The following is a 21,785-nucleotide window of genomic DNA, read 5'->3' as shown; positions in this document are numbered from 1 at the left end:
ACAGAGGATGCTTGGTCGGGCATGAGGAGTCTGTCGCCGGCAGAGGGATCCAAGGATTCGAATCCGGCCAAGTATCCCGAATACTCCAGATAATTGACACTTATCTGGAGTATTGTCTCCACAGACGTTTCCATGAGCAGGACGAAGCCCTTACCACTTCCTCTCCTGGAAAACCCCTCAGAACCGGCAATCCAGGACAAGCTGCTCCTCAGGAGGAAGCCTCGCCTTGGCCCGGTGCAGGGTTGGATCCATCCAAATCGGACGATGGCCCAGACAGATCCAGAGGATTAAAGCGGTTCATGGCTGTCCTCAGTCCCTCTTGCCAGCAGCACTCCACGGCCTCTACCGCCGTATTCAACACCCGCTCCAGCACCTCTTGTTCTGCAGGCGCAAATCCCCCCAACACATGCCCGACCACATCTTGGCTGCCCTTGGGTTTGCCCACCCCCAAACGCAGCCGTGGAAACGCCTCGCTCCCCAAGTGCTGAATGATGGACTTCATGCCGTTGTGCCCACCGGCAGAACCGGATCCCCGCAGGCGCAGACGACCCAGCGGCAGGTCCATATCGTCGTACACCACCAGCACAGAGGCGAGATCTAACTTGTACCAATCCAGCACCGCCCGCACCGATTGGCCGGAACAGTTCATATAAGTTTCCGGCTTGAGCAAGCGCCGCTTTCCTCCCAGGGCAAACCCTTCTCCGTAGCTGCCTTGGAACCGCTTTTCCAAAACCAATGGGATCCCCCAGCGCTGCGACAGCCGATCCACCACCATAAAGCCGCAATTGTGGCGAGTATTGGCGTATTGAGGGCCGGGATTGCCCAAGCCCACAACAAGCTGCAGGGAAATCTCATCTACCTCCTTGGGCTTGACCTGGGTCACAACGTTTCTCGCCTCCTCGAGCTAAAGTAAGGCATCGCTGCTTTGAGTGGTGTTGGCGTGTTTTTGGGCTGCTGGTCGCCCCGAAGGTGTCAGATACCCAGCCGGACTGAGTCGGGACAGCGGTGAGGATCCCTGGGGGCAAATGGCTCGCCGCCCATGACTCTGCCATTGTTTATTGTCAACGCTCATTGTGAACGCTTCTGACCAACCCTGCTATGAGCCTGCCCACCCCCTTCGGTCTTCACCCCAGCACAACCGAATTCGATGCCTCGGATGCCCTGCGCCTCAGCCAGCGTCTGATTCAAGTGGGGATCGCCCTCTCCTCAGAAACGGATCTGCAGCGGCTGCTGGAGTTGATTGTTGCTCAAGCCCGAGAACTGACCCACTGTGATGGGGCCAGCCTTTTTGTCCGAGAGGGGGAGGAACTGCGCTTTTTCGTGGTCAACCGCCATGAGGAGCTGCGGGATCTGCGCCTGCCCCTCAGCCCTTCCAGCATTGTGGGCTATGTGGTGCTCACCGGGGAGAGCCTGAATCTGCCAGATGTCTACCGCCTGCCCGCCGACCGGCCCTATGCCTTTAACCCACAGGTGGATCGGCAGACCGGCTATCGCACCCGCTCCTTGCTCACTGTGCCCATGCGGGATCCCTCAGGAAAGATCCTCGGCGCCCTACAACTGTTGAACCGCCTAAAGCCGGATCACCCCACCCCCCTAGCTCCTGACCAAGTGGCCGAGTGGAGCCAACCTTTTTCTGAGCTGGAAGTTAGCGTGGCAGAAGCCTTGGCCTCCCAGGCGGCGGTTGCCTATCAAAACGTCCAATTGCGGGAAGAGCTCAAATCTGCCCACTTCGAGACCATCTTCTGTCTGTCTGTGGCCGCAGAATACCGGGATCAAGATACCTCCTTTCACCTGAAGCGGATGAGCAACTACTCTCGCATCATCGCCAAGCACTTGGGCCTATCCAGCCATGAGCAAGAGCTGATCTTCTACGCCAGTCCCATGCACGATGTGGGCAAAATCGGGATCCCGGATGCCATCTTGCAAAAGCCGGGGCGTCTGACCCCAGAAGAGCGGCAGATCATGAACCGCCACCCTGAGATTGGTTATGAGATCCTCAGCAAGTCCGACTCCGAGCTGATGAAAAAGAGCGCCATCATCGCTCTGACCCACCACGAGAAGTTCGACGGCAGTGGGTATCCGCGCGGCCTCAAAGGAGAAGGGATCCCTCTAGAAGGGCGGATTGTGGCCTTAGCCGATGTATTCGATGCCTTGGCCAGCCGTCGCCCCTACAAAGAAGCCTGGGCTTTGAATGAGGTCTTTCAGTTTGTAGAGGACAACAGAGGCAGCCATTTCGATCCGCAAGTGGTGGCCGCCTTTAACCGAGGACGCAGCGAAATTCTGGAAATCTACCACCGCTATCAAGAAACCCGCTAAATCCAGCTCCAGATCAATCAGGGATCCAAGATACCAACCCAGAACATTCAGCTCCAAAGGGATCCGTCCCAGCAAACCGCAAAGAAGGGATCCCAGGCCATCCTTCCCGCACAATTCTGCAAAATCCTATGGGCAGGAGATGGGATCCCAGGGCAAACTGAAGGTGGTCGATTTTCTGCAGGAATCACCCCATCAAAGGCCGATCTAGAGCCGACTTTTTGTGTTGCTCTACACATTAGCATCCAACCCATCTGTACCCAACGTGTGCCGAGGATCCCTGTGATGGCTACCCTGACAAATCCACCCACTCCTACCCTATCGATCAACACCAAGCTGCGCGATTTGGCCTTGGTGGAGTTTCAGGTGAGCGAGTCCACCCCTTGTGAGAACGTGGTGCGCCGCCTAGAAGATGACAGCAGCCTTTCAGGAGTCATCGTGCTGGACGAGCGGTCACAGGTGCGGGGAATGTTGACCCGCCGCGCCATTCTGGAGTGGATGCTCAGCAAGCCCTACGGCCTGGATGTGTTTTTGAAGCGGCCCATCAGCTCCATGGTAGAGTTCCATAGCCGGGATTTTCTCTTGCTCCCCGGCGACTGCGATGTCATCCAAGCAGCCGACCGAGCTTTCCAACGGCCCGAAGAGACCATCTATGACCCCGTGGTGGTTCAACTGGGATCCCAGGACTACCGCCTTCTCGATGTGCCGGTGTTGTTGGTGGCCCAGGCCCAGGTGCATCTGGCCACCCAGCGCAAGCTACAGGAGCAGCAGGAAGAGATGATAAGGATCTTGGCAGAGCTGGAGCAGGAAAAAAACCGCAGCCTCCAGTATGCCCGGGATCTGGAGCGGCAAAAAGCCGAGATCCTCAACCAAAACCTGGCCTTAGATATGGAACGCCGGCGGGCCCAACAGCGCTCTGAGGAGCTGGCTCGCCTCAATGCCCGCATCATCGAGATTAGCTCGATCCTCTCGGAGAAGGGCAAATCCACCTTTGCCGCCACCTTTGCTGGGGTAGAAGCGGTGCGCACCCTCTTCCAGGAAATTGCCGACAACAACCAGGAGCTATCCCGCGAACTCAAGGAGATCAACACCATCGTGGATTTGATCGTGGAGGTGGCAGGATACATTCGCCTGCTCTCCTTTAACGCGGCTGTAGAGGCCAACCGCAGCGGTGGTGCCGGTGGCTTTGGAGCCATTGCCCAGGAGATCCGCAAATTGGCGGGACGAACCACCGAGGCCAGCAACCGCATTCGCGGCCTAGCAGAGCGTATCCAGCGCCAGAGCCAATCCACCCTGCAATCGGCCCAAAGCAGTGCTGAGGTGGTGCAATCCCTTTACCAGCAGGCCCAGTCGGCTCAGTTGGCCCTAGAGGAGCTGCAAACCCTGTTGGAACGAGCCCAAATCTAGCCTCCCTTTTGAGATTCTTCTGGATCCTGAGAGCCTGAGGTTGCCATGGTGGCTAGGGGGCAGCTTTCCCCTCTCGAATCTCATAAGTATAAAATTGCCCAGCCACGGCAAGGGTTTCAAAGTGGTAGGTGGGCAAGGAAATCCCCAGCGGGCCAAAGTTGAGCAACGACAAATCGGTGGTGTAGAGGCTGAAAAGGATAAAATTCTGCCGGCGGGTTTGGCGCATGAACAGAGCTTCTAGTTCGGGCTGGAGCTCTCGGACAAGGGCATGACATTCCTCAATCAAAGTGACCAAGAAAGACGGGATCTGAGCGCAGTATTCTCGCGTAGCGTAGGCGGCCAGTTGTTGCCCTGCATGGGTTCTGTACTCTTCTAAGGTGGGATTGGTGATGGCCAAAGCAGCCACTCCTCCCGCCAAAACCAGCCCGGAAAGCAAGGAAAAGACCTTTAGCATCGCAGCCTCCGAAACCAGATTTTCCATTCTGCTACAGGCTTGAGCCACCTCAACAGGGATCTTCCGGCAGAAGCCAAAGGGTTCTGTCCCGCTGACGCAATCGACCAAAGCCGACCCGTCGATCCCGTAGCCCTTTCGCCAGCCGCCTGCGCGGGATCAACAGCCAAACGCTCTACCCCGAAAGGACTCCTAGGAACCCGGTTCACCGGCGCTGCACGGCAACAGTGTTCCGGCAAGCCCGCAGAAGGGCTATATCCCTTGATTGAGTTGCCGGCCCACAGGTTAGGATGGGATCCGACGCGCAAACAGCTTGCTGCTCTCTATGGAACTTGCCGATCTAAGACGCACCCTAGAATCGCTCACCTTGCGCCTGAGCAACGCTCAGGACTATCTTTGACCTGCCCCACTTGGAGCAACAGATTGCCATCCTAGAGCAAGAAGCCTCGCAGCCGCAGTTTTGGAATGATGTAGAGGCAGCCCGCCGCCACCTGCAAAAGCTCAACAGCCTCAAGGCCTCCTGGGATCAGGTGCACCGCTGGAAGGATCGCCTGGAAGATGCCGCCAGCGCCCTTGAGCTGCTCCAAGAAGAGCCCGATCCGGAACTCTTAGCCGAGACAGCGGGATCCCTGGCAGTGGTGGAGCGGGAGTTGGGCCAGTGGGAGCTACAGCAACTGCTCTCCGGCCCCTACGACAAAAACGGTGCCATCCTCACCATCACCGCCGGCGCAGGGGGAACCGACGCCCAGGACTGGGCGGAAATGCTCCTGAAAATGTACACCCGCTGGGCACAAAACCAGGGCTACAAGGTCAGCCTCTCGGAATACTCCGAAGGCGCCGAAGCCGGTATCAAGTCCGCCACCCTGCTGATCGAAGGCCCCTACGCCTATGGGTATCTTTCTGCCGAGAAGGGCAACCACCGCATGGAGCGCATCAGCCCCTTCAACGCCAACGGCAAACGGCAAACCAGCTTTGCTGGCGTAGAGGTGATGCCGATTCTGGAAGAGGAAAGCGAGTATGAGCTGAAGATGGAAGATCTGGAGTTCGAGACCTCCCGCTCGGGTGGAGCAGGTGGCCAAAACGTGAACAAAGTGGAAACAGCAGTGCGGGTGATCCACAAGCCCACCGGCATTGCTGTGCGCTGCACCGAAGAGCGCTCCCAACTGCAAAACAAAGAGCGAGCCATCCAGATCTTGAAGGCCAAGCTGATCGAGATGGAAGAAGAAAAACGCAGACAAAAGCTGGCCGAGATTCGCGGCGAGATGGTGACTCAGGGCTTTGGGGGGCGTATTCGCACCTACACCTTCGATCCTTACAAGTTGATCAAGGATCACCGCACCAACGCCGAAACCTACAATGTCGAGGCCTTTATGAACGGTGAGCCGAGCGAGCTGATGCACTTTATTCAAGCCTACTTGCGGCAGGAAAATGCCAAGCAAGCCGCTGCCGTTTAGAGTCGGCTCCAGCGCTCCCACACTGCCTGCATCAGAGCAAGCCGCTCCTCCGGTGAGGCCATTTGGAGCTGAACGGGATCCCCTTCTGGAAAGACCCCCCCTACCCCCCACCCCACAGCTCTGGGGCAAGCCGTCTTCTCCTGCAGGGATCCCGCCCAAGCCAACCCGTGCCAGGCGCCGATGGGAGTCTCCAGCGCCGAAGAAAAGACCAGATCCAGGCCGGGATGGCGGCTGAGATACTCTCGCAGCGCGATGCAGGAGCCCACCAGAGACGGCTTCACCACCAGGATCCCTTTCCATCCTGACCGATGGATTGCTTGCAACTGCTCCAGGCAGGCCACCGATTCATCCAAAGCAACGGGGGTTTGGTACTGGCGGCTGAGCTCCACCAAATGGGCGTGCTGATCCGGCGGCAGAGGCTGCTCCAAAAACTCAATCTTGCCCGGCGAGTCCTGGTTAAGCCGATCACAAACGGCCAGCCACCGGTGGGCCTCCGCAAGCGTTAACCCCCCATTGGCATCCAAACGCAGATGGGATCCTGGTGGCAACCGCTCCAGCCATTGCTCCAGCTTCTCCAACTCCTGCTGCATGGGATCCCTCCCCACCTTGAGCTTGTACACCGACCGCGTGAGTGGGACGGAGTCCTTGTAAGATTCCGGCGGCAGGGTCTCCCCCAAAAGTTCACAGAAAGAGAGTAGAGAGAGATCCTTGTTCAACCAATCGGGATCCCGACAGGCCAGCCAAGCGCCTTCCAACCCAAACCGGCAGGCCGGCGGTGCTTCTGGGATCCCCAAAATATACGCCTCCGACAAAAGAGGGGGCAGCTGCCGACAAAACGCCAGAGCCTGCTCTAAGGTCTCGCTGCCAAACCAAGGGATGGGAGCAATTTCCCCATATCCCTGACAGCCTGTCTCCCGATCTGTAAGTCGGATCAGGATCCCTTCCCGAATAGACCACAGGCCGTGGTGGGTGCGCAGGGGCCGCCGAAGGGGGCGCCGATACAGGCAGAACGCAAAGCCTAGCACCTTTTTCTCCGCTTCCAAGGATCCTCAGAGTGAGGAGCTACAAGTAGAGCATCTCAAAGATTAGAGAAATGTTGCAAGCGAGATAGCGGGACTGATGTTCTTGCTGTAGCTGAAACTACAGAATTGAGTTGAAGACATAGCGTATCTTCCTGCCCTAAGAAGTGCTTCCTTACGTATGATTAAGGAAAAAAGCAGCAGATTCTGAATAGAGCATCACTTTTCCCAATAAACCTGTGCCACTGAGGAATCGCGGGTTCGGGTTTGGGTGGTAAATCCAGATTGAGTTGCCTGCACAGCTAAAACTTAGGAGTCGATGATGAGTACAGCCATTCCCGAAATCACCAAAAAGCTTTTGGAAGCCAAAGCTGAAAGGGGATTAACTTTTGCTGACTTGGAAGAGAAAATAGGCCGGGATGAGGTGTGGATTGCAGCGGTCTTCTATCGTCAAGCCAGTGCTTCCGCAGAAGAAGCAAACAAAATTGCCGAAATCTTAGGCTTGGACGCCGCTGTCGCTAAACAATTGACCGAATGCCCACTGAAAGGCTTAGGGCCAGTGGTGCCGACGGATCCCTTAATTTACCGCTTTTACGAGATTGTTCAAGTTTACGGCATGCCAATCAAAGCCGTGATTCATGAAAAGTTTGGCGATGGAATCATGAGCGCTATTGACTTCACCCTAGACATAGAAAAGGAAGAGGATCCTAAAGGAGATCGTGTTAAGGTGATTATGTCTGGTAAGTTCCTGCCCTATAAAAAGTGGTAGCAGTTAAAACATCGGCTCTGCTTCTGCCAAGGCCGCTTCCGGCCCCACCAGAGCAATGGCCGGGGGGGTCAGGTAGGTTTTTGCGGCTTGATGGAGCTGCTCTGGGGTGAGTTGCCTGACCCTCTGCAAATACTGCTGGTCAAACTCCATGCCCAAGCCCAAAATCTCGTACCAGCCCACCAGTTGGGCCACCTGGGCATTGGTTTGTTTGCTGAGGGCGTATTGGCCCAGAAGTTTGCGCTGCGCCATTTCCACCTCCGCCGGATCGAGGGGATTGGCCTGCAGACGGTGGATTTCTGCTTGTAGGCGTTCCAGAGCCACCTGGGTGTTCTCTGCTGCAGTGCCCATGTAAACCCCAAAAGGGGCGGGATCCCGGCGGGTGGCAAAAAAAGCCGAGACCTCATAGGCCAGGCCACAGCGCTCCCGAAGTTCCACAAACAGACGGCTGGATAGACCGCTGCCCAAGTAGGTGGCCAACAGTTTCAGGGCCGGATAATCCGCAGAAGCAGCAGGGGATCCGCGAAACCCAATCAAGATTGTTGTCTGCTGAGTGGGCTGGGGCAACCTCAGCAGTTGGGGATCCCTCAGAGGGGGCAGGGGAACATCCCGATCCTCTGGAGAGGGGCCGGGAACAACCCAGTCCCCCAAAGCCGCTTCCACCTGGGCAGCCATTTGCTCCGGCGGCTCTGGGCCGATCACCACCATCACCATTCCATTGGGACGACAGTAGGCCGCGTGATAGGCCACCAAATCCTCGCGGGTCAGGGATCCCACCGTTTCCAGCCGTCCCAACCCCGGCAGAGCGTAGGGATGATCCCCATAGAGGGCTTGTTGCACCTGCTCGAAAGCCAAGCTGAAGGGCCGTTCCTGTTGGGCGCGGATGGCCTGCAGCATCAACGCCTGCTCTCGCGCCACCTCCTCTTCAGGAAAACTGGGATCCCGTAATATCTCCGCCAGCAAATCCAGCAGCTCCGGGAAATCGGCAGCCACACAGCGCAGGCTCACCTCGAAATAGTCGGCAGAACTGTCCACCGATAGCCAGGCTCCCAGCGATTCCACCGCAGCAGCAATGGCCTGGGAGTTGCGCCGATGCGTACCTTTGGTGAGGACAGCTGCCATCAAGTGGCTCACCCCCGCCTGTTGCGGCCGCTCTGCCCGGCTACCACCGCGGAAAAAACAGTGGGCAGCCAAGATCTCCACCGTTGGGTTCTGGCCCAGCAACAGCGTGATGCCATTGGCCAAAAGGACGCGCTGTAAACGGCCACGTTGGGTGGCAAGCAGAGCAGAGTTCATGCAGGCAAGGGATCCCGTCCAAAATCCGAAAGTCAAGAGTCCAGAGCGTCGAGGCAGCGCTCACCGACAGGCCAGTTGCAGCTCCGAAGCCGCCGCTGTACCCAGGGCAGTCGGCTTGAGAACGGTGACCACATAGGCCTCCAAAGACAAGTACTGCTGGGCCAACTCCCGGATCTGAGCCGGAGTAAAGGATTGCACCAGCTCCAGGTACTCTTGAATGCGCTGCACCCCGCCCAACGTCTCGTAGTAGCCATAGATGCCCGCCAATTGGCTGGGGGACTCGGCGGAGAACAGAAACTCATGGATGAGCATACGCCGGGTGCGATCCAACTCCGCTTGGCCAATGCCATCCTGCTGCAGCTTTTCGATCTCGTGCAGAATCGTCGCCTCCACCCGCGCCACATCCTCCGGCTCCAGTTGAGCCCCAATACAAAACAGTCCCCCCTCCTTCAGCACCAGCGAAGAACAGCCAATGGCCCTCACCCAGCCCCGCTGTTCCCGCAGCAGATGCACCAGCCGCGAAGTACGGCCATCTCCCAGCACAGAAGCCAACATCTCCAGGCCACAGGCTTGCTGCCAATCGTCAATGCCAACAGTAGGCCAGGCCAACTTCAGGCGGGCTTGCTCCAAGCGGGCATGGTCGCTCTCCCGGCGCAGGATCCCTTGGGGACGAGGCTGGGGCGGGATGGGGGGGCTGGCCGGTGCTGGCCCAGCAGCAGAGCTGCCAAACTGCTCCTCCACCAAGGCCAACGCCCGCTCGGGATCGATGCCACCCGTCACCACCACCGTCATGGATTCAGGCCGATACCAAGCGCGGTGGTAAGCGCGCATCACCTCAGGGGTCAGTTGCATCAAGCTTTCCGGTGTGCCCAACACCGGTCGTCCATAGGGATGCTCCCCATAGGCGGTCTGCATCAAAAGCTGATAGGCCGTGTAATCCGGGTTGTCGGCGGCGCGGCGAATTTCCTCCAGAACCACCTGCCGCTCCCGCTCAAACTCCAGATCTGGGATCCCGGCCCGCAAAACCACCTCTGCCAAGTAGGGCAAGGTATCCGCTAGGTCAGCAGCAGCCACCGTAATGTAGTAATGGGTGTAGTCTTGGCCGGTGGCAGCATTGGTAACTCCTCCCCGTCCTTCGACGGCCCAATCCAGCTCACCAGGAGCCAGCCGCTCGCTGCCCTTAAACACCATGTGTTCCAGAAAATGGGATAGGCCCAGCCACTCCGGCGGCTCATGGCGTCCACCTGTCCGTACCCAGACGTCAACGGTTACAGAATCGGCAATTGGGATGGGATGAACGATAACGCCTAGCCCGTTGCTCAGTCGGTGGGTGTAGGCGGGCAAGAGACGAGGAAAGCGGTTCAAAATTCTTAATTGATGGAGAACAGTCTTAATTGTAGATGGAGAGGGTCTCCCGGAAATAGTATCTGAGACTACTTTTCTTGGTCTTCTCTCCCCGGCTTGCGGAGGCAAAACGCTCCGCCCCTTTTGGGGAACCTTTTGTGGAAGAGGAAGAACCTAGGCGCCTTGGGCCGCCCCCTGTCCACCCATCTCCCCAACTAAGGCTCTTGATGGAAATCCGGGGATCCCTGCCAAGCCAGACTGGGGGATCCCTCTCCGGCCAGATTGTCCTCCACCTGAAATCCAGGGGGCCATTCTTCGCTATCGCGCACCCGCTGCACCACCTCTTGGGGCAGCACGACCCCCAACTGCCGGGCAGCCATGGCCACCACATCCCCCCGGTCGATCAAGCCAGCAATGGCGCCGGTGGGCGTGAAAACCAAAATGCGGCGGGGTTCCGCCTGGCGCATCATCTGAATCACCTGGGGAATGGGGGTCTCTTCTCGTACCCCCTGCAGTTGCTCCATCGGCTTGAGAATAGCCTTGAGGGTGAGGCGATCCCACTGGCTGCGCTCGATGTCGTTGAGCAGTTCTGGCCTGACCAACCCGCGATAACGGCCATCTTCCTCGGCAAAATAAACCTCCGCTGGCTGAGTTGGAGCTTCCGGCCTGAGAGAAGAAGGCACCAGATAGCGATCCACAAACTCCCGCAGGCTCATGTTCGCGTCCAAAACCCGAAACTGGCGGGTCATCACATCTGCAGCTTTCAGGCGGGCCAGCACCTGCTGCAGTTGCGCGTACTGGCTGTAGCGGCGGGCGGTGTTCAAAATAAACAGGCCGATCAACCCCACCCAGAGGCCGTTGAGGCTCCCCCAAAATACCACCAGCAGACCTAGCCCCACCAAACCCCAGCCCACCCCCTGGCCGGCTCGGGCCGCCCACAGCATACCCTTTTGCCGATCCCCTGTCCAACCCCAGATGGCCGCCTTGAGCATTTGCCCCCCATCCAGAGGCAAGCCCGGCAGCAGGTTAAACAGGGCAATCGTCAGGTTGATGGCAGCCAAGCTGGCAAGGGTTGAGGCCAGCATCGACTCCGGCACAGCCCAAGCCCGGGCCACGCTGAAGAAAACAAACAGACCCAAGCTGAGGAGAGGGCCTGCCACCGCCACGCAAAAAGCCCCAAGGGGGCGGGGAACTTCCCGCTCAATCGCCGCCATACCCCCAAAAATAAACAGGGTGATGGAGTTAACCCGTACTCCATAGGCGCGGGCCACCAAGCTGTGGGCCAACTCATGGGCCAGCAGAGAAAGAAACAACCCCATCGCCGTCAACACCCCGTAGGAGAGCACCAGCAGGAGGGCCGCCGGGAACCAGGTGTAGTCGATGAAAAAGGGGATCCCCCACAAGCTACCGATGCGCAGGCGACTGGTCATGACGATACAACTCCTTACACAGCTCTCACTGGGGAGAAGGCCCAGGAAGGTGCTGTTGAAGACGACAAGCAGCCCCTTAACTTGGGATCCCTCTCCTCCACTGTAGCCCTTCTGCCGGGCCTTCCGTTCCCTTGCGGCTCCCCCGGCAGACAGCGGGCCTGCCCTATCCCTAGAGGCTCTTAAAGATCTTCTCAGAGCACAACACTACCTACAACACCAGACCCCCGAAGATTGTGATAACGTGGTTGGGCATTGGGTCGGCGGGGCCAACCAGCACTCAAAAGTTGGAACGACCGAGCTTTAGCAGGGGAGCTTTGCAGGAGGGGTGTGGCTATGGTGTGGACTTCGTCCCACTCAGGCGAACAGAGCGAAGAAGTGCAGGGACTTGATCCCGCTGAAACGACGGGATCCCTGCCTCTGGGCGAGTTTCCGGCCACAGCCCCGGCGGCCAGCCCGGTGTTCTACCGCACCTACAGCCGTCGCCGCCCAGATGGCAGCCGCGAGACTTGGAGTGAGGTTTGCGATCGCACCTTGGCCGATATTGCCCGGTTGGGGCGCTTCACCCCTCAGGAGCGGCAGTTGGTAGAACGTCTGCAGCGGCAGTTGAAGGCGTTGATCTCCGGTCGAGCCTTGTGGGTGATGGGCACCGACTGGATCCAGAAGCCGGAAAACTTCTCCGGTGCCTACAACTGCACCAGTTTGGCGGTGGTGGACTGGCGGGCCTTTGGCCTGATGATGGATCTGGCCATGATGGGCTGCGGCACGGGAGCGGTGCTGGAACCCCAGTTCATCCGCCAGTTGCCCCCCATTGTCAACCGCCTGCGGGTTCACGTGAAGGGATCCATCGGCGCCACCCCTCCCGAAGAGCGGCAGGAACACACCCGCATCCACCGGCAGGGATCCCAGGTGCACATCCAGGTGGGGGACAGCCGCCGCGGCTGGGTGGAGTCCTACCAAGCGCTGCTGGAGCTGGCGTCGGATCCCAGCTTTGGGGGCCAGGTGGAAGTGACAGTGGACTTGAGCGATGTCCGCCCGGCTGGGGAGCGGCTGAAAGGGTTTGGGGGCGTAGCCAACCCCATTAAGCTGCCCGGCTTGTACGAGCGCTGTGCCGCCATCCTCAACAGGGCGGTAGGTCGGCAACTGAACTCGGTGGAGTGCTGTTTGCTCATCGACGAGGCGGCGGTGGTGGTGGTGGCGGGAAACATTCGTCGTAGCGCTGGCATTCGTCAGTTTGCTGCCGACGACCAGCTGGGATCCACCGCCAAAGACAACCTCTGGCAGCAGGACGAAAACGGCAACTGGAGAATTGATCCCGAGCGAGATGCCCTGCGCATGGCCAACCACACGCGGGTGTTTCACCGCAAGCCGACGCGGGAAGAATGTATTGAGGCCGTGCGCAAGCAGTTTTACTCCGGTGAGGGCGCCATCCAGTGGGCCGGGGAAGCTGTAGCGCGGGCCAACGCCGACCTGCTCAACACCCCAGAGCTCAAGCGGGAGTTCCTCGACGTCTATGCCTCGCAGGGGCCAGAGGGAGCCGGACGCTGGATAGAAGAGCGGCAGGCAGCTACCGACTCTCCGTTCCTCCAACCCCCGGCATGGCATAGGGTACAACGGTACGGGCTGAACCCCTGCGTTACGGCCGACACCTGGATCCATACCGGCGACGGCCCGCGCCAGGTGAAAGACCTTATCGGCAAGCAGCACAGCACCTATGTCAACGGCGAGCTATTCAGCACCACGCCAGCCGGGTTCTTCTACTCTGGCACCAAGCCCGTGCTCAAGCTGTTGACCGAGGAGGGGTTTTCTCTGCGGCTGACAGGCAACCATCGGGTTCTCAAGGTCATCGCCCAGACCCCAAAGGCACAGTACACCGAATGGGTGCCGGCAGAAGACCTGCGCCCGGGCGACCGCATCCTGCTGCACAACCATCGCCATCTAACCCCGTGGGATGGTGAGGGAACCTGGGAGGAAGGCTGGCTCCTGGGGAATTGGTTGGGCAACGGCAGCCTTGCGACGACCCAGTGGAACGACACAGCTGTATTGCGCCACTGGCAGGATACCCAAGACGAGATGAACCCATATGCGGTTCAGCGGTTGCAAACTGCGGTGGGGTGCGAACCTCGCCGGCCAGAGACCTGGTATCACCCTGAGCTGAAGTGTCGGGTTATCCATTCCACCGGCTTGGCAAGACTGGCGGCCAAGTTCGGCATAGCTCCAGGACAGAAAGAAATGACTGCGGCAGTCGAGGCCACCAGCTGCGATTTCCACCGCGGCTTCTTGTGCGGCCTGTTTGATGCCGATGGCAGCGTGCAGGGGCTTAGCGTGCGGCTCTCCCAAAGCAACCTGGACACCCTCAAAGCCGTGCAGCGCATGCTTGCCCGCCTGGGGATTGTCTCGGCCATCCGTCCCGCTGGATATCACCTGCTGCCCGCCAGCCAGCGCCAGCCAGCCGCGCAGCACGAGCTGGTTATCGCTCACGAGCTGGTTATCACTAAGGACAACCTGCACCAGTTTCAAGCAGTAGTGGGCTTCCGCGAACCCCGCAAAGCCCAGAAGCTAGGCGAACTGCTGGGCAGCTATCAGCCCCGGCTTAACCGAGAGCGGTTTGCCGTCACGGTTGCAGCGCTGGAGCCTGACGGGGTGGAACCGGTCTATGACTGCACCGTGCCCGGCCCCAGCTGCTTTGATGCAAACGGGCTAGTCGTCCACAACTGCGGCGAGATCATCGGATTCGACTTCCACTGCAATCTGGCCGAGATCCACCTCAACCGGCTGGATCCCCAGAACTGGCAGGAGCAGGAAGACGCCTTTACAGCGGGAGCTCTCACGGTGGCAGCCCTACTCCACCACCACTTTGTGGAACCTCGCTTCCAGCGCTCGCGGGAATGGGATCCCATCGTCGGCGTCTCGTTCACAGGCCTGTTCGACTTTTGCGTCAAAGCCTTTGGGGTTGAATGGCTGCGCTGGTGGCAGGAAGGGAGACCCGATACCCCCATCGGGAAGGAATTCAAGCAGCAGGAGCGGGAATACCTCAGCCGCTGGAAGGAGATCGTCCACCGCGTGGTCTGGGACTACTGCGACCGCCACAGCCTGCGCCGCCCCAACCGCTGCACCACGGTTCAGCCCGCCGGCACCAAGTCGCTGCTCACCAACGCCTCTCCCGGCTGGCACCCGCCCAAGGCCCAACGCTATATCCGCCGCATTACCTTCGCCAAAAATGACCCGGTGGCGCTGGCCTGTCTGGACTATGGCTACTCGGTGGTACCTGCTCAGGCGGACAAAGATGAAAACGGGAACTTGCTCAACGACCCCTTTGATCCCCGCTGTACCGAATGGCTGGTGGAACTGCCTGTGGAAGTAGAATGGGCCAACCTGCCCGGTGCTGGCCAGATCGAGATCGAGCAATTCTCGGCCCTGGCCCAGTTTGACTTCTATATGCAGGTTCAGAAGTACTACACCACCCACAACACCTCCGCCACCATCGAGCTGCGGGAGGACGAGGTGGAAGCTCTGGGATCCCGTATCTACGAAGCCATCCGCGACGACGAGGGCTACATCAGCGCAGCGCTGCTGGCCCGCTTCGATGCCCCCTTCCCCCGCCTGCCTTTTGAGAAAATCGACAAGCCCACCTACGAACGACTGGTAGCCGAGGTCAAAAAGAGACGGCGGACAGATAACTTCTTCGCGGCCCTGGCCCGCTACGACCGCAACTTTACCTTGGCAGCAGAGGGACCGGCAGGGTGTGACGCTCTGGGGTGTCTGTTGCCAGATTCGGCGCCTCAGAGCTAGTTCCCCAAAAGGGTTCCCCCTGCTGCCGACCAACCCCATCGGATGCAAAGGCGCGACCGAGCTCCCTCCTGTGATACCTTTGTAGGGACTCCTCACAACCCCAGGGATCCCTTCTGCCCTTGGAATCGGCCCCATGCAAGACGAAAAAGACACGCTTCGCCAACAGCTTCTCACCCTGCAAAGCGAGGCCCTCGCCCAAGTGGAACAAGCTGACGGTCTGGAGGCTCTGGAACAGATCCGCATCGACTACCTGGGCAAGAAAGGTAAGCTCTCCAAAATCTTGGGGGGAATGGGGAAGCTGCCCCCAGAAGAACGGCCTGCCATTGGCGCTTTGGCCAACACCTTTAAAGAGGCCCTCCAATCCAGTCTGGAGCAGCGCAAACAGGCCCTTGGTGAAGCTCAACTGCTGGCCCGCCTAGAAGCAGAGCGCCTGGATGTCACTATGCCCGGGCCCCGTCGGCCTCTGGGGCGGATCCATCCGCTGCAGGCCACCATCGACCGCATGCTCGATATCTTTGTGGGAATGGGCTACACCGTGGTGCATGGGCCTGAGCTCGAGACGGAGTACTACAACTTCGAGGCCCTCAACACCCCTGCCGACCATCCGGCGCGGGATATGCAGGATACCCTCTACCTGGCCAATGGCTACCTGATGCGTACCCAAACCTCCTCGGTTCAAGTGCGCTACATGGAGCAACACCAGCCGCCGCTACGCATTGTGCATGCCGGTCGGGTAATGCGCCGCGATACCGTGGATGCCACCCACTCCGCCGTGTTTCACCAGATGGAAATTTTGGCGGTGGGCGAGAACCTCACCTTTTCCGACCTGAAGGGCACCCTCAACACGTTCATCACCCGCCTATTGGGCAAGCGAGAAACCCGCTTTCGGCCCAGCTACTTTCCCTTCACCGAGCCTTCTGCCGAGATGGACGTGCGCTTTGGCTCGAAATGGCTGGAAATCTTCGGCTGCGGCATGGTGGATCCCAATGTGTTTCAAGCGGTGGGCTACGACCCGGAGCGCTACACCGGATTTGCGGCAGGGATCGGCATTGAGCGGATGGCCATGCTCCTCCACGGCATTCAGGATATCCGCCTGTTTTATACCAGCGACCTGCGCTTTCTGTCTCAGTTTTAGGTGGCTATCTTATCTGAGGAACAAAACCCTCGTCCTGAGCCCTGCAAGACCTTCAGCTAGAAATCGCAGGAGCCCCGCGCTGTACCCGTAGGGTCAGTGTCGGGAGGAATGCGGAAGTTACGATAGAACCATGACCCAAGTTCTGACCGTCTCCTGTAAGCTCAAGGTGTCCCAGTCGCAGGCCGCAAAGTTGGACGCGACCTTGGATGCCTTTGTGCAGGCGTTGAACTGGGTCAACCAAAACACGCCCGAGAAAGTCACCAACGCCGTTAAACTTCAATCTCTGTGCTACCGCGAAATCCGTGCCCGGTTCGGCTTGTCCAGTAACTTGGCTCAGCAGGTCTGCAGACGGCTGGCCGGTGCCCGTAAAGTTGCCCAACAGAAAAACCGCCCCGTCAAAGCGTTCAAGGGTGGCTTCGCTACCTACGACGCTCGTATCTTTTCGTTCCGCGAGAAAGACTGGACGGTGTCGCTGACCACGGTGGAAGGGAGAGAACGCTTTGAGCTAGCCATTGGCAACTACCAGAGGGGAATGCTGGCTGGCTCTAACCCCAAATCGGCCACTCTGGTCAAGCGCAGAGACGGCTCCTACTACATCCAGATTTGCGTAGAGAAAAAACCACCCAAGCAACAAGATACCGACAAGGTGATCGGGGTGGACTTTGGAAGGACAGATATTGCCCATACCTCAGAGGGGAAGAACTGGAATGGACAGCAGTTGAACAGAGTCCGAGACCACTACTCCCGGTTGAGGGCGGCACTCCAACGCAAAGCCAGTAAGGGCACACGCAGTTCGCGGCGCAGATGCAGAGAACTGTTGCAACGGCTGTCTGGCAAGGAGAGACGCTTTCAGGCGTGGGTCAATCATCGCATCTCCAAAGCTATTGTCTCTAGGGCAAAGGTCACAAACAGCGCTATTGCTCTGGAAGACTTGACAGGGATACGGGAGCGTATCAACCAACAACCCCGCAGCAAAGCCGAGCGGCGCAGGGCCAACAGTTGGGCGTTCTACCAACTGAGGCAGTTTCTGGAATACAAGACTCTGCGTGCAGGAGTTGCTTTGATTCTGGTGCCGCCTGCCTACACGTCGCAGACCTGTCACCGGTGTTTGCACATCCATCCCGACCCTGCGCAATCCTATCGCAGTGGAAAGAAGTTTAAGTGTGGGCACTGTGGATGGGAAGGGGATGCGGATTTGAATGGTGCGAATGTGATTGCGCTTTTGGGGGCTGCTGTAAACCAGCCTAGAGGTTCGTGGTTGGCTTGCCAACTGCAGGGCTACCGAAAGCCCGCCCTGTACTGCGAAGCAGTCAGGGTCGGGTAGTTTACGAAAAGGTTTGCTTGTAGATCAACTGCAATTGTTCTAGCTCATCTTGGCGGGCAGCACGGCGCAGCAGGCGCATTTGCTCTTCGATGAGCTGGCGAGCCTCATTACGGCTAATCGGATCGAAGACCAACTCCTCCATGGCAGCAGGATCCCCGCTGTTATCCGGCGGCCTGAAGTAAACCCGAAAAAAGAGCCTTTGGGCGTAGAGAGTGGTGAAGAGAGCCTGATTTTCGTCGACCTGACACAGGCTGTAGAGCAGACCAAATGTGGGGTGATTCAGATACAACTCATTCATGCCCAATAGCGTATCACTCTTGGGGGAGAGGAGAGACTTTTCTTCCCGGTCGGTGCCAGAGAAAGTTCTGGAAATGATGTGGCTATGGCTCTTGAGACCAAGGGCTTAAATCACAAGTTCCGCCCAGCTCGATTTTGGCTGTTGCGACTGGATTCAACATTAGCAAACTAACAAGATTTTGGGTCAGGCTGTTACCGCCGCTGCTGTTCCCGCACCTTCCTCTTCGTGTCATTCAATTCGTTTTCCACCTCTAGCTGACGAAATTTCTCTTCCAATTCATCCCAAGCCTCGAAAGGTTTTCCCCAAGGGCTGAAATTCCGGTCCGGGTTGTCGATGCCTTTGGCTTGCGCGGCTCTTACCTCCTGCAGCTTAGCCTTCACTTCTTGGCGGCGCTGGCGAATCTGCGGCAGCAGGGCTTCCATTTGTTGAATTTTCTCCTTTTGGGCTTTCATTTGACCCCATAGCTGGCTGCCCCTCTCCAACAGCTCAGCCTCCCGGCGTCGCGCTCCTTCGGCCAGATCGGGACGATTGGCCCGCTGCGCCTTCTCAATGCGAAAGTGCCAGGTTTTGATCTCCTCAGCCAAGTTGAGAATGCTTTTTTGGAGAGCCTCCTCTTGGGCGCGGCTTTCCTGCAACAGCCGCAGGGTATCGGATTCCTGCTGGCGCAACTGCTCATCGAGGGCTTGCAGCTCGATCTCGGGGTGGGCCCTGAGAAATTCCTCCAGGCGGGTTTCCAAAAATCGGATGATATCTTCGATCAGTTTCATGGACGGATCCTCTTCCCAAGCCCTCAGTTGCGTTTAGAGTAGCCCAAGCTGGGCCATCCTAGATAGGGTTATCCCATGCCCGTTTAAGACATTCCCTTCGACCTTCACCCAAAGTGAGGCCAGGGATCCATCCGGCACGCCAGTTCACCGCAACTGGGAACTCTCCTGAACCCAACTGCCCCCAGGCGGATCCCTCTCAATCCAGCAAACGGCCATCCCCAACCCGGATAATGCGCTGGGCGGCCTGGGCTACTTCAAGGTCATGGGTGACCACGACCAGGGTGATGCCCTGCCGGTGGAGCTCCGCAAAAAGGTTCAGCACTTCCTGGCCGGTATGGCTATCCAGAGCCCCAGTCGGCTCATCAGCCAGCAACAGTTGGGGTCGGTTGACAATGGCACGAGCAATCGCCACCCGCTGCTGCTGGCCGCCGGAGAGTTGGGCCGGACGCTGCTGCAGTTTGCTCCCCAAGCCCACTTGTTCTAGGGCTTGCTTGGCCCGCCGGCGTTGCTCCGGCTCCGGGATCCCAGCATAGGCCAAGGGCAGCATGACGTTCTCCAGCGCTGTCAGGACGGGCAGGAGATGGAACTGCTGGAAGACAAAGCCGATTTTTTGGTTGCGAATGTGGGCCAAATCGCGATCGGTCAGGGTGGAAACTTCCACCCCATCCAGCCAGTAGCGCCCTGAGCTGGGCCGATCCAAGCAGCCGATGAGGTTCATCAGGGTGGATTTGCCGGATCCAGAGGGCCCCATAATGGCGCAATACTCTCCCGGCTGGATCGCCAAGTCGATATCGTAGAGGGCCTGAAAACTGCCCTCCGGCAGTGGATAGACTTTGTTCACCCCAACCATCTGCACTACGGGCGGGCTGGCCGCAGCCAAGGCCTCGGCTGGGCGCTCCAGGGATCCGACCGGCCCACGGCGATGATTTGCCCAGGAATCTTGCTCAAGCATGGTTGGCACCGCGACTTGCCCCATTCTAGCCTTTGGGCTTCCCTGGCTTGACGGCTAACCGGAAGAGCGGATCTCCTGCGGCTGATGGTAGGGGCAGCTCCCCTGGGGATCCACCCTGAGGCGGTAGAGGGGGGAACGCTCCTGATCGCAGCGAAAGGCTTGGGCTTGGGAAGTCAAGATCTGGCGGGCAAAGCGACAAGTTTGGCACTTTTTGCCACCGTGATGACTGGATACAGAAGGCTGTTTTGGACGCGGCACGATCCCTGCTGGAGAAGGGGCAGCCTCTGCCGGGCGGATCAGCTCCCGTGGAGAAAGGCCGCGCAGCACCAGTTCGGATCCCTGCCAGCGGGCTTCCACTAAGCCGGTATCGGCCCAGGCCGGCCAACGGGGATCCTGGGTGATCTGGGGCGGCAGACGCACCTGTACCCCCGCCAAAGTCCGCGGCGACCCCTGCTCCTGCCAAACTTCTTCCACCTCCCCCTCATAGCGCAAAGGGGGATCCCTGATCTCGGCGGGGGAACCGGCCTTCAGCTCCGCGAGCCTAACTGGGGTTTGTAGGTGCCCATCGGGCAACTCCAGCCAATGCCCAGGCTGAGGGCAGTGGACATGGTAGCGATTGCACAGCTCCGGCAGATCCGCCAGATCCTGAGCCTGCTTGGGGTCGGCGTGAACCAAGACCAAATGCTGGGGGCGAAAGGTGTGGATGATCTGGGTGAGATGCCCGACATCGTTGTGGCTGTGCCAGGTTATCCATTCAACGGCAATGCGGGAGCGCAGCGGCGCCGGCCAACGCTCAAACGGGGTAGCCAGTTCCACCTCTGGCAGCCGCACCAGCAGACAGGAGCGCTGCGGTTGGGCCAGCAATCTAGACCAGATGGGATCCCAAGCCTCAGGCCCAGCATCGGCATCGCACAGCAGCAAGCCTTGGGGCAGAGGATCCGCTTCGGTAAGGGGCTGAACCCGCGGCTGCAGGCGGTCTTCCCAGAACAAGGGCTGGTAGGTGGCGAAATTGCGCACCGCCTCCGGCAGGTAGGTGAGCAAGCGCTCGTAGAGATTGCAGCCTGCCGCCAGCCCCGGCGCCACCCATATCTTGAGCTCTTGGGGGGCTTGGGTAAAGCGGTGGTGGGCTTTGAGGAGAAAGATCAGCTCCTGCCCCAACCCCAACACTGGCAGGGGGAACAGCACCGTTTGCCCCGCTTCCAAGGCGCTGAGCAACCGCTCCACCAGGCGATTTTCCAGGTGACGACGGGGTGGATGGCGGGTGGATCCCAGCGAAGCCTCGATGAGCAACACGTCCGGCTGCCAGTGGCGCAAAGCAATGAGATCCAAGCCGGGGGCAAAGCGAGTTGAGGCCAGGGAACAGTCGCCCGTGTACACGCAGGCTTGGGCCGGAGTGGTTTGGGTATTTTGCAGCAGGGTTGCCGCCGCTCCCGGCAGATGCCCAGCCGCAAAGAAAGTGAGCATCAGATGGGGCAAAATCTCTCGCGCCCGGCCCAAAGGCAGCGCCCGAAAGGGGGGAAAGCGAATGTCCCGGTCGTAGCCTGGCCAAACGCCACACTCCCACAGACCAGCGGCCAAATGAGCAGTCACCGGCGTGGCGTAGAGAGGTACCTGAGGATAACGGCGATGAAAGGCAGGCAGCCCCTGCACATGGTCAAAGTGAGCATGGCTGCAGATTACCGCATCCGGGATCCCTGGCAGAGCCTTAAAGAGGGCAGGAGCGGGCAACCCGCAATCGAGAAGCAAACGGTGGGATCCCATCTCCAGCCAATAGGCACAGCCCTGCTGCCAGGGATCCGTACCCAGGGGGAGCAGTCGAAGGGGGGGTCTCTCTGACTCCACAGGTGTGTCGTTCTGAACCTAGAAGACCGCGTTCAATCCTGCAAACAGGAGGGGCGACTTGGCCAGGGATCCCTCCTCTCCACCGGTACACCTCCCCGGAGAGTTGGAGACAACCTGTGCCGATCCACTTATCCTACACTTCTCACAGCATAGCGTTTGCCCACCATCTGCCGCGGCAGCCTGCCATTTCATCCATGC

The 21,785-nt window shown here is 59.0% G+C and carries 18 protein-coding genes; 7 read left to right on the top strand and 11 right to left on the bottom strand.

The window, feature by feature from the left end; all coding sequences use genetic code 11:
• Nucleotides 1–200: hypothetical protein (locus ACVWZJ_RS03880; protein ID WP_457394737.1), on the bottom strand; the 200-nt coding region annotated here is incomplete at its 3' end.
• Nucleotides 201–208: 8 nt separating this feature from the next.
• Nucleotides 209–883, bottom strand: coding sequence for an aminoacyl-tRNA hydrolase (gene pth / locus ACVWZJ_RS03875; protein ID WP_457394734.1), 675 nt, complete (start codon nucleotides 881–883; stop codon nucleotides 209–211).
• A gap of 215 nt (nucleotides 884–1,098) precedes the next feature.
• On the opposite strand from pth, the gene ACVWZJ_RS03870 reads away from it, so the two are divergent.
• Together ACVWZJ_RS03870 and ACVWZJ_RS03865 are read left to right on the top strand one after the other, a co-directional pair.
• Nucleotides 1,099–2,316, top strand: a complete 1,218-nt coding sequence (locus ACVWZJ_RS03870) for an HD domain-containing phosphohydrolase (RefSeq protein ID WP_457394731.1) — start codon at nucleotides 1,099–1,101, stop codon at nucleotides 2,314–2,316.
• A gap of 282 nt (nucleotides 2,317–2,598) precedes the next feature.
• Nucleotides 2,599–3,720 (top strand): methyl-accepting chemotaxis protein, encoded by a 1,122-nt coding sequence (locus tag ACVWZJ_RS03865; protein WP_011432369.1) that lies wholly within the window; start codon nucleotides 2,599–2,601, stop codon nucleotides 3,718–3,720.
• Nucleotides 3,721–3,772: 52 nt separating this feature from the next.
• Here ACVWZJ_RS03865 and ACVWZJ_RS03860 read toward each other — a convergent pair whose 3' ends face one another.
• A complete protein-coding gene (locus tag ACVWZJ_RS03860) occupies nucleotides 3,773–4,174 on the bottom strand; it encodes a DUF4359 domain-containing protein (protein WP_071818187.1) in 402 nt (133 codons plus the stop codon).
• Nucleotides 4,175–4,496: 322 nt separating this feature from the next.
• On the opposite strand from ACVWZJ_RS03860, the gene prfB reads away from it, so the two are divergent.
• Nucleotides 4,497–5,625 (top strand): peptide chain release factor 2 gene (gene prfB, locus ACVWZJ_RS03855; RefSeq protein WP_457394726.1). Its coding sequence is split into 2 segments (ribosomal slippage): nucleotides 4,497–4,568 and nucleotides 4,570–5,625, totalling 1,128 coding nucleotides; the frame shifts between segments, so codons are not numbered across the junction.
• Here prfB and ACVWZJ_RS03850 read toward each other — a convergent pair.
• Nucleotides 5,622–6,650 (bottom strand): o-succinylbenzoate synthase, encoded by a 1,029-nt coding sequence (locus tag ACVWZJ_RS03850; RefSeq protein ID WP_457394723.1) that lies wholly within the window; start codon nucleotides 6,648–6,650, stop codon nucleotides 5,622–5,624. The two genes, prfB and ACVWZJ_RS03850, sit on opposite strands and share 4 nt — an antisense overlap.
• A 316-nt stretch (nucleotides 6,651–6,966) precedes the next feature.
• Between ACVWZJ_RS03850 and cynS the strand changes: the two genes are divergently transcribed.
• Complete coding sequence (gene cynS, locus ACVWZJ_RS03845) at nucleotides 6,967–7,413, top strand: cyanase (RefSeq protein WP_457384078.1); 447 nt, start codon at nucleotides 6,967–6,969, stop codon at nucleotides 7,411–7,413.
• Nucleotides 7,414–7,416: 3 nt separating this feature from the next.
• Here the strand turns inward: cynS and ACVWZJ_RS03840 are convergent, their stop codons facing one another.
• The 3 genes from ACVWZJ_RS03840 to ACVWZJ_RS03830 all read right to left on the bottom strand — a co-directional run bounded on the left by ACVWZJ_RS03840 (nucleotide 7,417) and on the right by ACVWZJ_RS03830 (nucleotide 11,480).
• A complete protein-coding gene (locus ACVWZJ_RS03840) occupies nucleotides 7,417–8,706 on the bottom strand; it encodes a M16 family metallopeptidase (protein WP_457394720.1) in 1,290 nt (429 codons plus the stop codon).
• Nucleotides 8,707–8,766: 60 nt separating this feature from the next.
• Nucleotides 8,767–10,071 carry a M16 family metallopeptidase gene (locus ACVWZJ_RS03835; RefSeq protein ID WP_457394716.1) on the bottom strand — a complete coding sequence of 435 codons (1,305 nt, stop codon included), beginning with the start codon at nucleotides 10,069–10,071 and terminating at the stop codon, nucleotides 8,767–8,769.
• A gap of 194 nt (nucleotides 10,072–10,265) precedes the next feature.
• On the bottom strand, nucleotides 10,266–11,480 hold the full coding sequence (locus ACVWZJ_RS03830) for a site-2 protease family protein (RefSeq protein WP_011432374.1): 1,215 nt from the start codon (nucleotides 11,478–11,480) through the stop codon (nucleotides 10,266–10,268).
• A gap of 333 nt (nucleotides 11,481–11,813) precedes the next feature.
• On the opposite strand from ACVWZJ_RS03830, the gene nrdJ reads away from it, so the two are divergent.
• The 3 genes from nrdJ to ACVWZJ_RS03815 all read left to right on the top strand — a co-directional run bounded on the left by nrdJ (nucleotide 11,814) and on the right by ACVWZJ_RS03815 (nucleotide 17,728).
• Nucleotides 11,814–15,269, top strand: a complete 3,456-nt coding sequence (gene nrdJ / locus ACVWZJ_RS03825) for a ribonucleoside-triphosphate reductase, adenosylcobalamin-dependent (protein WP_457394712.1) — start codon at nucleotides 11,814–11,816, stop codon at nucleotides 15,267–15,269.
• 133 nt (nucleotides 15,270–15,402) lie between these two features.
• Nucleotides 15,403–16,404, top strand: a complete 1,002-nt coding sequence (gene pheS, locus ACVWZJ_RS03820) for a phenylalanine--tRNA ligase subunit alpha (RefSeq protein WP_011432376.1) — start codon at nucleotides 15,403–15,405, stop codon at nucleotides 16,402–16,404.
• 130 nt (nucleotides 16,405–16,534) lie between these two features.
• Entirely contained in the window at nucleotides 16,535–17,728 is a 1,194-nt protein-coding gene (locus ACVWZJ_RS03815; protein ID WP_457394710.1) for an RNA-guided endonuclease InsQ/TnpB family protein, read from the top strand.
• A 1-nt stretch (nucleotide 17,729) separates the two neighbouring features.
• Here ACVWZJ_RS03815 and ACVWZJ_RS03810 read toward each other — a convergent pair whose 3' ends face one another.
• The 4 genes from ACVWZJ_RS03810 to ACVWZJ_RS03795 form a co-directional block, all read right to left on the bottom strand.
• On the bottom strand, nucleotides 17,730–18,026 hold the full coding sequence (locus tag ACVWZJ_RS03810) for a PipX family protein (protein WP_011432377.1): 297 nt from the start codon (nucleotides 18,024–18,026) through the stop codon (nucleotides 17,730–17,732).
• 191 nt (nucleotides 18,027–18,217) lie between these two features.
• Nucleotides 18,218–18,793 carry a TIGR04376 family protein gene (locus ACVWZJ_RS03805; protein WP_457394707.1) on the bottom strand — a complete coding sequence of 192 codons (576 nt, stop codon included), beginning with the start codon at nucleotides 18,791–18,793 and terminating at the stop codon, nucleotides 18,218–18,220.
• Between the two features lie 196 nt (nucleotides 18,794–18,989).
• Complete coding sequence (locus ACVWZJ_RS03800) at nucleotides 18,990–19,745, bottom strand: ABC transporter ATP-binding protein (RefSeq protein WP_011432379.1); 756 nt, start codon at nucleotides 19,743–19,745, stop codon at nucleotides 18,990–18,992.
• A gap of 54 nt (nucleotides 19,746–19,799) precedes the next feature.
• Nucleotides 19,800–21,587: an MBL fold metallo-hydrolase gene (locus tag ACVWZJ_RS03795; protein ID WP_457394704.1), complete on the bottom strand. Its 1,788-nt coding sequence runs from the start codon at nucleotides 21,585–21,587 to the stop codon at nucleotides 19,800–19,802.
• Nucleotides 21,588–21,785: the final 198 nt, after the last annotated feature.

It is taken from the genome of Thermostichus sp. OS-CIW-29, from assembly GCF_054058195.1.
The sequence above is the reverse complement of the archived record's forward strand: the minus strand, read 5'-3'. Positions and strand labels throughout refer to the sequence as shown.

Coding starts and splice junctions, on each gene's coding strand:
- ACVWZJ_RS03870 (WP_457394731.1), top strand. CDS start 1,099: ATGAGCCTGCCCACCCCCTTCGGTCTTCACCCCAGCACAACCGAATTC.
- ACVWZJ_RS03865 (WP_011432369.1), top strand. CDS start 2,599: ATGGCTACCCTGACAAATCCACCCACTCCTACCCTATCGATCAACACC.
- ACVWZJ_RS03860 (WP_071818187.1), bottom strand. CDS start 4,174: ATGCTAAAGGTCTTTTCCTTGCTTTCCGGGCTGGTTTTGGCGGGAGGA.
- cynS (WP_457384078.1), top strand. CDS start 6,967: ATGAGTACAGCCATTCCCGAAATCACCAAAAAGCTTTTGGAAGCCAAA.
- ACVWZJ_RS03840 (WP_457394720.1), bottom strand. CDS start 8,706: ATGAACTCTGCTCTGCTTGCCACCCAACGTGGCCGTTTACAGCGCGTC.
- ACVWZJ_RS03830 (WP_011432374.1), bottom strand. CDS start 11,480: ATGACCAGTCGCCTGCGCATCGGTAGCTTGTGGGGGATCCCCTTTTTC.
- nrdJ (WP_457394712.1), top strand. CDS start 11,814: ATGGTGTGGACTTCGTCCCACTCAGGCGAACAGAGCGAAGAAGTGCAG.
- pheS (WP_011432376.1), top strand. CDS start 15,403: ATGCAAGACGAAAAAGACACGCTTCGCCAACAGCTTCTCACCCTGCAA.
- ACVWZJ_RS03815 (WP_457394710.1), top strand. CDS start 16,535: ATGACCCAAGTTCTGACCGTCTCCTGTAAGCTCAAGGTGTCCCAGTCG.
- ACVWZJ_RS03810 (WP_011432377.1), bottom strand. CDS start 18,026: ATGAATGAGTTGTATCTGAATCACCCCACATTTGGTCTGCTCTACAGC.
- ACVWZJ_RS03805 (WP_457394707.1), bottom strand. CDS start 18,793: ATGAAACTGATCGAAGATATCATCCGATTTTTGGAAACCCGCCTGGAG.
- ACVWZJ_RS03800 (WP_011432379.1), bottom strand. CDS start 19,745: ATGCTTGAGCAAGATTCCTGGGCAAATCATCGCCGTGGGCCGGTCGGA.